Origin of the sequence: Lysinibacillus sp. UBA6686, from assembly GCF_002455205.1 — a bacterium.
Lineage (GTDB): Bacteria > Bacillota > Bacilli > Bacillales_A > Planococcaceae > Lysinibacillus > Lysinibacillus pakistanensis.
In genome coordinates, this window is sequence record NZ_DKJS01000006.1 from 92,416 (window position 1) to 104,426 (window position 12,011).

Here is a 12,011-nt window from a genome sequence, read left to right on the forward strand (position 1 = left end):
TCATGTCTATCACGTTTCACTCTACTAAATATTCTAACAATATACGCTTATTTACTTAAGTACTGTTACTAATTCTTCATATATTGCTGTGAAACCTTGTTACTAAATACCCCTATACGTATTCCCTGGCTTTATTTTACAAAAGAAATACTTCAAAAATAAGGCGCTTTTTCCACTTTGGTTACCATCTGTATTACGTTTTCTTCAATACCTTTGCGATTCGTAGTACATGCTGCAAACTTTGTTTTACATCATGAAAATCCATAGTGGCCGCCGGTTGTCTGGCGATAATAACATAGTCTATATTCGGCTTAAGCTCGTCCTTTAACTCATGAATACTTTGTCGAATATAGCGTTTAATCTGGTTGCGGGTTACTGCATTCCCAAGCTTCTTGCTTACTGATAAACCTATACGAAATTCAGTTTGTTCCTCTTTCATCAGAAAATAAACGACAAACTGACGATTAGCGAAAGATTTACCATTTTTAAACACCCTTTGAAAATCCTCATTCTTCTTTACTCGTTGGCGTTTTTTCATTACTTTCACCTGCTACTAGATAATATCTTTTGATCCTCATTTAGCTTTACTAAAAATAAAGAAAAAAAAGACCACTGATGTGGCTCAGTGGACTTATTTTATGCTGATAAAACTTTTCTTCCTTTACGACGACGAGCAGCAAGAACTTTACGACCGTTTTTCGTGCTCATACGCGCGCGGAAACCGTGAACTTTACTGTGCTTACGTTTTTTTGGTTGGTAAGTACGTTTCATTTATATAGACACCTCCTGAATGAAAGTTGAATTTTTCAACATACAGACCTGAATATTATATAAAGCATCTAGTTGTTTTGTCAATGAATTTCACAAATTTGTTTCGTCAAACGAGTTTAATCTCGCCTCTACTATTCTTCACGCCAGTTTATTTGCCGCTTTTTGTTCAATGAGACTTTCTCAATATTCTTCATACCCTATATCTGCCTCTTACATAAAAAATAATTATCCACAGGGGGCTTGTTTTTTTTACACAGAGTTGTGTATAGTATTTTTTGCATGTTTTTTTATCCACAACATTTATCTACAGCTTTTTCACATAAACAGAGGCTGTGGACAACTCGTAAGTGCATAAATGAATGGTATGTGGATAAGTTTCGTAAACTATTGAAATAGCTTTGTTTTTCTGATACGATTACTGTGCTTCACTTTGTTGAAAACTAAAATTTACTTTTATTTTATCCACAACTGTTGATATGCTGTGGATAATTTTTATCACAGCCTTTGGTTAACTTTTATCCACAGCTTGTTAGTTTGTGGATGAAGTGTAAAATGAACGTATTTTCCCTTTTATAAATGCACTATTTTTTTGTTGTAAATGTATTGAACTGTAAAGGAGATTAGCAGCTTGGAACATTTAGAAGAACTATGGAACAATGTCCTGGCTCAAGTTGAACAAAAAATTTCTAAACCAAGCTTCGAAACATGGCTAAAATCTACGAAACTACTTACTTATAATGGTAGTGGTTCTACTGTTACAATAGCCGCGCCAAATTCGTTTGCTCGAGACTGGCTTGAGAATCATTATATTCATTTGATTACAGGTATATTAACGGAGCTTACAGGCGAAGACTTGCTTATTAAATTTGTTGTTCAAAAAAACCAGGATTCGGACGATTTTGATTTACCAGCGCCGATCATCCAAGCAAAAAATAACGATCACCATGATATTTCACCAGGTATGTTAAACCCGAAGTATACTTTTGATACGTTTGTTATTGGCTCTGGTAACCGCTTTGCACATGCTGCCTCACTGGCTGTGGCTGAAGCACCCGCAAAGGCTTATAACCCATTTTTTATTTATGGGGGAGTAGGGCTTGGCAAGACACACTTAATGCATGCAATTGGTCATTATGTTTTAGAACATAACCCAAATGCCAAGGTAGTCTATTTATCATCTGAAAAATTTACAAATGAATTTATTAACTCAATTCGGGATAATAAGGCACTTGATTTTCGAAACAAATACCGCAATGTAGATGTACTGCTAATTGATGATATTCAATTTTTAGCTGGAAAAGAATCAACTCAGGAAGAATTTTTCCATACTTTTAATACATTGCATGAAGAATCGAAACAAATTGTTATTTCCAGTGACCGTCCTCCAAAGGAAATTCCGACTCTGGAAGACCGTTTACGTTCTCGTTTTGAATGGGGATTAATCACAGATATTGCACCACCAGATTTGGAGACTCGTATCGCCATCCTTCGAAAAAAAGCAAAGGCTGACGGTTTAGAAGTGCCAAATGAGGTAATGCTCTATATTGCGAACCAGATCGACTCCAATATTAGGGAGCTTGAAGGTGCGCTTATTCGCGTCGTTGCCTATTCATCACTAGTAAACAAGGATATTAATGCTACTTTGGCTGCAGAAGCATTAAAGGATATCATTCCTAATTCAAAGCCGCGAACTGTCACTATATTAGACATTCAAAATGCAGTAGGGGAGCATTTTAATATACGTTTAGAAGATTTTGCTGCCAAAAAACGTACAAAATTAATAGCTTTCCCACGTCAAATTGCGATGTTTTTATCCCGCGAATTAACAGATTTCTCGCTGCCGAAAATTGGCGAAGAATTTGGTGGACGTGACCATACTACTGTTATACATGCTCACGAAAAGATATCTTCCATGTTGAAAAATGACGTTCAACTACAACAAGATATTAAACAAATTAGAAGCATGTTAGGAAAATAATCTGTGGACAATTCAATTATTTAAACACAAACTTATGCACAGTCTATCTACATGTGGATAGACTGATTTTATTCACTTAAATATACTTATCCACAAATCCACAGGACCTATTACTATATCTTTTTTATTTTATATAAATAAATAATATAAATATGTGAGGGAAAACGAATGAAATTTGATATTTTACGTGACCGTTTATTAGAAGGTTTAAATGATGTCATGAAAGCTGTAAGTTCTAAAACAACAATACCTATTTTAACGGGGATAAAAATTGATGTTACTGTGGAAGGAGTTCGCCTAACTGGTAGTGATGCTGATATTACGATTCAAACGTTCATTCCAGTGGAAGAAGATGGACAACAAATTATTCATATCACAGAGACAGGATCAATTGTTGTTCAAGCCCGTATGTTTAATGAAATCGTTCGTAAATTGCCAACAAATGAGGTTGAAATTAACGTAACGCCTGGTTTTCAAACGCATATTCGTTCTGGGAAATCGGAATTCCATTTAATTGGATCAGATGCTACAGAATACCCATTACTACCTGAATTAACGGAAGATCAAAAATTTACTATTCCTGCTGACCTATTAAAGTCTATTATCCGTGAAACAGTATTCGCTGTTGCTACTTCAGAAAGCAGACCTGTGTTGACAGGTGTAAACTGGCAAATAAAAAATGAAGCATTAATCTGTGTTGCAACAGATAGCCACCGATTGGCAAGACGAAAAGTTCAGCTAGAAAACTTACCTGAAGTTGAACATAGTGTCGTAATTCCTGGGAAAAGCTTAAATGAGTTAAATAAAGTATTAGAAGATTCAACGAACCTTGTTCAAATTGTTATTACGAGCCAACAGGTGTTATTTAAAACTGGAGAAGTATTGTTCTTCTCTCGTTTACTAGAAGGGAACTACCCAGATACAACACGTTTAATTCCAGAAGAGTATCAAACTAATGTAACGATTAATGGGAAATCATTGTTACAAGCAATCGATCGTGCATCGCTCGTTGCTCGTGGTGACCGTAATAATGTTGTGCGTTTTGAAATTTTAGACAACCAAGCTGTTGAAGTTTCTTCAAACTCTCCAGAAATCGGTAAAGTACAAGAGGAGATTCCGGTAGAATTACTTGAAGGGGAGAACTTAAAAATTTCCTTTAGCGCGAAATATATGATGGAGGCATTAAAAGCCATCGATGGCCAAGATGTCGTCATCCAATTTACAGGGGCAATGAGACCATTTATTTTACGTTCTGTTCATGATGATGCAATACTACAGTTAATTTTACCTGTACGTACGTATTAATAATTAAAAGCACGTTCGATGGATTGTATTGACTTTGAAAACATTAGGATAGTCGCTAATTGCGGCTATCTTTTTTTACTTATGATGAGATTTTAGGTATGATAGAGAGATAGACAGTCTGAATTTGGAGGGAACATAGCTATGAAGGACATTGAAATTGATGTGGAGTTTGTCACGTTAGGGCAACTTTTAAAAATGACCGATGCGATTAGCTCAGGTGGTATGGCGAAATGGTTTTTACAAGAAAATGATGTATATGTAAATGGAGAAGTGGATGATCGCCGCGGTCGTAAATTACGTGACGGAGACATTGTTAATATTCCTGGATGTGGTCGATTTCGTATCGTTGGATCCACTGGACAGTAAGATATGCATATAGAGCAGTTAAAACTAACAAATTACCGTAACTATGATGCCTTAGCTTTAAAATTCTCTCCAAAAATTAATGTTTTCATTGGTGAAAATGCGCAAGGAAAAACAAATGTAATGGAATCTATCTACGTTTTGGCGATGGCTAAATCCCACCGAACGACGAACGATAAAGAATTGATACGTTGGGATTCAGACTATGGTAAAATAGAAGGGGCCGTTCAAAAAAGGCATGGCATTTTACCAATAGAGCTTACGATTACAAAAAAAGGTAAGAAGGGTAAGATTAATCATATAGAGCAAAGTCGCCTTAGTCATTATATTGGTCAAATGAATGTCGTGATGTTTGCTCCCGAGGATTTGAATGTTGTAAAAGGGAGCCCGCAAATACGACGACGTTTTATTGATATGGAGATTGGGCAAATTTCGCCTGTTTATTTACATGATTTATTAACCTTTCAAAAAATTTTAAAACAACGTAACCACTATTTAAAAATGAATCAAGGAAAAACAATAACAGATACCGTGATGTATGAGGTCTATAATGAACAATATATTCACGCTGCTACCCAAATTATTCGAAAAAGATTTCAATTTATGGATTTATTGCAAGAGTGGGCAGAACCAATTCACGGAGGTATTTCACAAGAGAAGGAAAAATTGCTTATTAAATATCGCACTGTAGCTGGTATAGAAAAGGATCATGCTTCCAGTGAAATTGAAAACTTCTTGCATAAAAAGCTGGTTGAAGCTAAGGAACGAGAATTTGATCGAGGAGTAACATTAGTGGGGCCACATCGAGATGATTTGCAGTTTTTAGTAAACGGCTATGATGTACAGACTTATGGTTCGCAAGGGCAACAACGTACTACCGCTCTTTCATTAAAACTTGCTGAAATCGAATTAATTAAACAAGAAACAAATGAAACACCCATACTACTTTTAGATGATGTATTGTCGGAACTCGACGATTATCGCCAATCGCATTTATTAAATACCATTCAGGGTGAGGTTCAAACCTTTGTAACGACTACAAGTGTTGATGGAATTCATCATGAGACAATGGAGCATGCACAGCTGTTCCACGTGAAACAAGGAGCGATTGAAGAAAGTTAGCCCGGGTAGTTTTTTAGATTACAAAAGAATGGTAATAGTCAGCTCGGTTGACTGTTCATTCATTTACACAAATGATGTTATGAAGGAGTAGATGAAAGCCGTGGCTATAGAGAACGAAGGTTTACAAAATCAAGCTTATGAGGCTGATCAGATACAGGTATTAGAAGGTTTAGAAGCCGTACGTAAAAGACCAGGTATGTATATCGGTTCAACAAGTTCTAAAGGGCTTCACCACTTAGTATGGGAAATTGTTGATAATAGTATTGACGAGGCACTAGCAGGATTTTGTACAGATATAAAAGTAACGATAGAAAAAGACAATTGGATTCGAGTAGAAGATAATGGTCGTGGTATACCAGTAAGTATTCAAGAAAAAATGGGTAAGCCTGCTGTAGAGGTTATTATGACAGTACTGCATGCGGGTGGTAAGTTCGGTGGCGGTGGCTACAAAGTATCTGGTGGACTTCATGGTGTTGGGGCATCTGTTGTGAATGCATTATCAGTTGAAACGATTGTTCAAGTACATCGTGAAGGTCATATTCATGAGATTAAATTTGAGCGCGGTCAAACTGTACAACAGCTAACAATTATTGGAGATACAGACCATAATGGCACAACTACACGTTTTAAAGCCGACCCTGAAATATTTAAAGAAACCACTGTCTATGAATATGACATTTTAGCACATCGTATTCGTGAATTAGCTTATTTAAATCGTGGGATAAAGATTACGATTGCTGATGAGCGTGAAGGTGAGGAGCGTTCTACTACATATCACTATGAAGGTGGTATTCGTTCTTATGTAGAGCATTTAAATCAATCGAAAGAGCCTATCCATGATCCAATTGATGTTCTTGGAGAAAAGGATGGTATTTCAGTTGAAATTGCTATGCAGTATAATGCTGGATTCTCCTCTAATATTTTTTCATTTGCTAATAATATTAATACGTATGAAGGCGGTACACATGAATCTGGTTTTAAAACAGCCCTTACACGTGTTATTAATGATTACGCCCGCAAAAGCAGTCTGTTAAAGGAATCAGATGCTAATCTTACTGGTGAGGATGTTCGTGAGGGGTTAACAGCAATTGTATCTGTTAAGCACCCTGATCCACAGTTTGAGGGGCAAACTAAAACTAAACTTGGTAACTCTGAGGTAAGCCAAATTACCAATTCTCTATTCTCAGATGGTTTTGAACGTTTTATGTTAGAGAATCCAACAGTTGCTCGTAAAATTGTTGAAAAAGGTTTAATGGCTGCTCGTGCTCGTGTAGCTGCAAAGAAAGCACGTGAATTTACACGCCGTAAAAATGCTCTTGAAGTATCTAGCTTACCTGGTAAATTAGCAGATTGCTCTTCGACAAATCCGGCAGAATGTGAAATTTATATCGTTGAGGGTGATTCCGCTGGTGGTTCTGCTAAATCTGGACGTGACCGTCATTTTCAAGCAATCCTACCGTTACGTGGTAAAATCTTGAATGTTGAAAAAGCAAGATTAGATAAAATTTTATCGAATGCTGAAATACGTGCAATGATTACAGCATTTGGTACAGGTATTGGGGAAGAATTTAATTTAGAAAAGACTCGTTACCATAAAATTATCATTATGACAGATGCCGATGTTGATGGTGCACATATTCGTACATTATTGTTAACATTCTTCTTCCGTTTCCTTCGTCCTTTGATAGAGGCAGGCTTTATTTATATTGCCCAGCCACCACTTTATCAAGTAAAGCAGGGCAAACATGTTGAGTATTGCTATGATGATGAAACATTAAAGGCTATTCTTGAGCGACTACCAAAAATGCCAAAACCAAATGTACAGCGTTATAAAGGTTTAGGTGAAATGAATGCAGAACAGCTTTGGGAAACGACAATGGATCCTGAACATCGTACATTATTACAAGTAGAATTAGATGATGCTATTAAAGCAAACCAAGCATTTGAGCGCTTAATGGGCGATGAAGTTGAACCTCGTCGTCAATTTATTGAAGAAAATGCTGTATACGCTAATTTAGATATTTAATTTTTCTTGAGAGGAGGTCTACACTTTGTCAGAACAAGAACGCTCCGGTGTTAAAGGAGTTAATATCACAGAAGAAATTGAAACATCCTTTCTTGATTATGCAATGAGTGTAATTGTTTCACGTGCATTACCTGATGTACGTGATGGATTAAAACCTGTACACCGCCGTATTTTATATGGTATGCAGGAGCTTGGAAATACAGCAGATAAAGCATACAAAAAATCCGCACGTATCGTTGGGGATGTAATGGGTAAATACCACCCACATGGTGACTCTTCTATCTATGATGCGATGGTTCGTATGGCGCAAGATTTCAGCTATCGTTACATGTTAGTTGATGGTCATGGTAACTTTGGATCTGTGGATGGTGATGGAGCAGCTGCAATGCGTTATACGGAGTCACGTATGTCTCGTATTGCTATGGAAATGCTTCGCGATATTAATAAAGATACAATTGACTATACAGATAACTATGATGGTTCAGAGAAAGAGCCTATTGTGCTACCAAGTCGTTATCCTAACTTATTAGTAAATGGAGCGGCAGGGATTGCTGTTGGTATGGCCACGAATATTCCACCACATCAGCTTGGGGAAACGATAGATGCGGTAATAGCACTTTCTGAAAATCCTGCAATTACGACTGAAGAATTAATGGAAATCATCCCTGGACCTGATTTTCCAACGGGTGGATTGATTTTAGGTCGAAGCGGTATTCGTCGTGCATACGAAACAGGTCGTGGCTCAATTATTATTCGTGCGAAAGTAGAGATTGAACAAAAATCGAATGGTAAGGAAACAATTCTTATTCATGAGTTACCGTACCAAGTAAATAAAGCTAAGCTTATTGAAAAAATAGCAGAGCTTGTACGCGATAAAAAAGTTGAAGGTATTACAAATCTACGTGATGAATCTGATCGTCGTGGTATGCGAGTAGTCATAGAAATACGTAAAGATTCGAATGCCAATGTAGTATTAAATAATTTATATAAACAAACAGCAATGCAATCGAGCTTCGGTATTAATATGCTGTCTTTAGTAAATGGTCAGCCAAAAGTGATGGGCCTTAAAGAGATGTTGCATCATTATTTAGAGCACCAAAAGGTTATTATTCGTCGTCGTACAGAATTTGACTTAAGGAAAGCTGAAGATCGTGCGCATATCTTAGAGGGTTTGCGTATTGCGCTTGATCATATCGACGAAATTATTGCTATTATTCGTGGTTCTCGTAGTGGTGAAGAAGCGAAACCACAATTAATGGAGCGTTTTAATTTATCGGAACGTCAAGCACAAGCAATTTTAGATATGCGTTTAGTCCGTTTAAGTGGATTAGAGCGTGAAAAAATTGAAGCTGAATATCAAGAGCTTCAAGTACTAATTGCTGAATTGAAGGCAATTCTTGCAGATGAGGCGAAAATTGTCGATATTATTCGTACAGAAATCTTAGAATTGAAAGAACGCTTTAACGATAAACGTCGAACTGAAATTACTTCTGGCGGTCTAGAAATGATTGAGGACGAAGATTTAATTCCAGTTGAAAATTCGGTCGTAACCTTAACGCATAATGGATATATTAAACGTCTAGCTGCAAACACATATCGCAGTCAAAAACGTGGTGGTCGTGGTGTGCAAGGTATGGGTACCAATGAAGACGATTTTGTAGAGCATCTTATGAATACATCCACACATGATACAATTTTATTTTTCACTTCAAAAGGAAAAGTATTTAGAGCAAAAGGTTATGAGATTCCAGAATTCGGTCGTACAGCGAAGGGATTACCAATTGTTAACTTACTTAATATTGAAAAAGGTGAAAAAGTAACAGCAATGATCCGTGTAGGTTCATTTGATGATGAAGAGGCATACTTCATCTTTACTACTAAGACAGGTATTACAAAGCGTACACCAATATCTCAATTTGCCAATATCCGCACCAATGGGTTAATAGCTATTAGTTTACGAGAAGATGATGATCTAATTTCAGTTCGTTTAACAGATGGCGACAAGCAAGTCATAATAGGTACTCGCGATGGGATGCTTGTTCGTTTCCAAGAAGATGATATCCGTTCAATGGGACGTACTGCAGGCGGTGTACGTGGTATCAAACTACGTGATGGTGATGAAGTAGTTGGTATGGAAATTATAGAGCCAGGTCAGGAAATCCTAGTTGTTACAGAAAAAGGATACGGTAAACGTACTTCTGAAGAAGAATATCGTTTGCAGAGCCGTGGTGGTGTAGGGTTGAAAACCATGCAAATCACTGATAAAAACGGTCCAATGGTAGCTGTAAAAACTGTTGATGGATCTGAGGATTTAATGCTTATTACCATTAATGGCATGTTGATTCGTATGGATGTCAATGATATTTCATTAATTGGTCGTAGTACACAGGGAGTTCGTTTAATTCGTTTAGGGGATGACGAGCTTGTTGCAACTGTAGCAAAAGTTGAAAAAGAAGATGAGCCTAATGAAGAAAATGATGAAGTAGAAGAATAATAAAGGGACCGATGACGGCAGCTAAAATTGCCGTTCATCGGTTTTTTAGCATAATTCATGAAAAATAAGTAATTATTTTGAATTCCATGATAAAATGAAATTAACTGTTAAAGCAAGAGAAATAGTGAAGAGGTGTTAATTGCATGGAAACTATACATGTCCCAATATCGGAGTTGCGTGTAGGTAAAGTAATTTCAGAGGATATTTTTGCAAATACACAATATCCTATAATATTTAAAAACACAATCATTTCCCATGAGCATTTACAAGTTTTTTTTGCTTTTAATATTTCAAGAGTTTCTGTTTACAAGGATGGCACGGACCATCAATCAGAGGTCAATGATACCGAATTAGTTGCACCACCTGAGGCAGTTCCAACATTTAAGAGGGTCTATGATAATTCTGTTGAACAATTTAAAAAGGAATTTAAAAATTGGGAAGCTGGTGCAAAAGTTGATATTGCCAAAGCACGTTCAATTATTTTACCGTTAGTGGAAATGGTGTTAGAGGATAGAACAATCATTTTTGATTTAAATGAGTATTCAAACCCTAAAGATTATTTATATCATCATTGTGTTGCAACGGCCTTGATTTCAGCAGTGATAGCACAAAAATTAGGCTATGATAGAGGAACAACCATTCAAGTTGCAATTGGGGGACTGTTAGCTGATTGTGGAATGGCAAAAATTCACCCTAGGATTCGCGATAAGAAAACAACCTTAACAGAGAAGGAATTTGATGAAATTTATAAGCATCCGACCTATAGTTATAATATGGTCAAGGATTTAACGATCTTAAAGGATACAATGAAGGAAGCCATTTTTCAACACCATGAACGCTTAAACGGAAGCGGTTACCCAAAGGCTGAGAAAATCGCAAATATTTCGATGTTTGCTCAAATTATAGCGGTTGCAGATGTATTTCATGCAATGACTTGCGAACGTGTATATAGAGCTAAACAATCATCCTTTAAAGTAATCGAAATGATTAATGAATCCGAATTTGGAAAATTTGATATTAAAGTAGTTCGAGCACTTATTGATATTGTTGCTGACCTACCAATAGGAACAATCGTAGAATTGTCTAATTTGGAACGCGGAGAAGTAATGTTTGTAAATAAATTTGCACCAACACGACCACTTATCAAATTATGCCTTTCAGGTGAGATTTTTGATTTAGGGAAACATCGTACATTCTATATTTCACGTATTATTACAAATTTATAAAGGCAATATGAGGATATATTATCCCTTCTAAGTAGGAGTTGAAAAATGGCTACAGTAATAGTCAATACAATTCTGCCTGGAGGGGATTTTTCTATTAGCAAAGAAGGTAAGCTTTATAAGGAAAGAGACTGTATTTTTTAAAGTGTGGATGAAACAACATCTGAATATTAAAAAGTTCTACGGGCAAAGCAACCAAGCTGTGCACTTATCGAGGGAACATTGCGATGATTGTATACTGCTTAAATGCGCTGGCACAACTTCATACAAACTACAAATTAGTAGATACTCAAAAGTAGTATTATGAAAATAGACACGTATTTTACTTCGAAAAAATAGAAGGAAATATGGTTTCATAAGGATTGAGAACGGTCCATTGCATAAGTCAAAGTTTAAAGTAAAAAATTAAGTGTTAACTACTTTTGTTTAACTGTCTTCGCTTTCTTAAAAACGCAAGAAATAAAGAGACAGAAATTTAATTGAAATTCATACACCGTTAATGAGCATGTTATTGTTTTCTAATTAAGATAGTATAGAAATGAAATAGTTAATTATAAAAAAACAATATAATTCTTTTGAGAAAGTGTTGACATAGTTATAGAATATTGATATTATTAATGAGTCGCCAAGAGGTGACGCTGAAAATAAAGTAAATGAACCTTGAAAACTGAACAAGCAAAACGTAATCAATATAGTTTTTAGTAGCAAGCTTTTGCTAGTGAACGAAAC

The 12,011-nt window shown here is 36.2% G+C and carries 9 protein-coding genes and 1 pseudogene; 8 read left to right on the plus strand and 2 right to left on the minus strand.

The features are described 5' to 3' along the window. Positions 1 to 193 precede the first annotated feature (193 nt). Together rnpA and rpmH are read right to left on the minus strand one after the other, a co-directional pair. Positions 194 to 538 carry a ribonuclease P protein component gene (gene rnpA, locus B2R82_RS01745; protein ID WP_286923229.1) on the minus strand — a complete coding sequence of 115 codons (345 nt, stop codon included), beginning with the start codon at positions 536 to 538 and terminating at the stop codon, positions 194 to 196. Positions 539 to 636: 98 nt separating this feature from the next. Beyond that, positions 637 to 771 (minus strand): 50S ribosomal protein L34, encoded by a 135-nt coding sequence (gene rpmH / locus B2R82_RS01750; RefSeq protein WP_004233310.1) that lies wholly within the window; start codon positions 769 to 771, stop codon positions 637 to 639. Between the two features lie 628 nt (positions 772 to 1,399). Here rpmH and dnaA point away from each other — a divergent pair. From dnaA to B2R82_RS01790, 8 genes and pseudogenes are all read left to right on the plus strand, one after another. Further along, positions 1,400 to 2,749 carry a chromosomal replication initiator protein DnaA gene (gene dnaA / locus B2R82_RS01755; RefSeq protein WP_283870210.1) on the plus strand — a complete coding sequence of 450 codons (1,350 nt, stop codon included), beginning with the start codon at positions 1,400 to 1,402 and terminating at the stop codon, positions 2,747 to 2,749. Positions 2,750 to 2,917: 168 nt separating this feature from the next. Next, positions 2,918 to 4,054: a DNA polymerase III subunit beta gene (dnaN, locus tag B2R82_RS01760; protein ID WP_286923230.1), complete on the plus strand. Its 1,137-nt coding sequence runs from the start codon at positions 2,918 to 2,920 to the stop codon at positions 4,052 to 4,054. A gap of 141 nt (positions 4,055 to 4,195) precedes the next feature. Then, positions 4,196 to 4,420, plus strand: coding sequence for a S4 domain-containing protein YaaA (yaaA, locus tag B2R82_RS01765; RefSeq protein WP_054771591.1), 225 nt, complete (start codon positions 4,196 to 4,198; stop codon positions 4,418 to 4,420). A gap of 3 nt (positions 4,421 to 4,423) precedes the next feature. Continuing rightward, positions 4,424 to 5,539, plus strand: coding sequence for a DNA replication/repair protein RecF (gene recF / locus B2R82_RS01770; RefSeq protein ID WP_286923231.1), 1,116 nt, complete (start codon positions 4,424 to 4,426; stop codon positions 5,537 to 5,539). A gap of 91 nt (positions 5,540 to 5,630) precedes the next feature. Then, entirely contained in the window at positions 5,631 to 7,565 is a 1,935-nt protein-coding gene (gyrB, locus tag B2R82_RS01775) for a DNA topoisomerase (ATP-hydrolyzing) subunit B (RefSeq protein WP_286923232.1), read from the plus strand. Positions 7,566 to 7,590: 25 nt separating this feature from the next. After that, positions 7,591 to 10,059, plus strand: a complete 2,469-nt coding sequence (gene gyrA, locus B2R82_RS01780; protein WP_286923233.1) for a DNA gyrase subunit A — start codon at positions 7,591 to 7,593, stop codon at positions 10,057 to 10,059. 143 nt (positions 10,060 to 10,202) lie between these two features. Beyond that, positions 10,203 to 11,285, plus strand: a complete 1,083-nt coding sequence (locus B2R82_RS01785; RefSeq protein ID WP_286923234.1) for an HD-GYP domain-containing protein — start codon at positions 10,203 to 10,205, stop codon at positions 11,283 to 11,285. A 130-nt stretch (positions 11,286 to 11,415) separates the two neighbouring features. Further along, positions 11,416 to 11,554, plus strand: a pseudogene (locus B2R82_RS01790) (IS4 family transposase); the annotation flags it as partial. Between the last annotated feature and the right edge of the window lie 457 nt (positions 11,555 to 12,011).

Excerpts from the sequence above, each read along its gene's own strand:
- rpmH (WP_004233310.1), bottom strand. The coding sequence starts at position 771 with ATGAAACGTACTTACCAACCAAAAAAACGTAAGCACAGTAAAGTTCAC.
- gyrB (WP_286923232.1), top strand. The coding sequence starts at position 5,631 with ATGAAAGCCGTGGCTATAGAGAACGAAGGTTTACAAAATCAAGCTTAT.
- rnpA (WP_286923229.1), bottom strand. The coding sequence starts at position 538 with ATGAAAAAACGCCAACGAGTAAAGAAGAATGAGGATTTTCAAAGGGTG.
- yaaA (WP_054771591.1), top strand. The coding sequence starts at position 4,196 with ATGAAGGACATTGAAATTGATGTGGAGTTTGTCACGTTAGGGCAACTT.
- dnaN (WP_286923230.1), top strand. The coding sequence starts at position 2,918 with ATGAAATTTGATATTTTACGTGACCGTTTATTAGAAGGTTTAAATGAT.
- recF (WP_286923231.1), top strand. The coding sequence starts at position 4,424 with ATGCATATAGAGCAGTTAAAACTAACAAATTACCGTAACTATGATGCC.
- B2R82_RS01785 (WP_286923234.1), top strand. The coding sequence starts at position 10,203 with ATGGAAACTATACATGTCCCAATATCGGAGTTGCGTGTAGGTAAAGTA.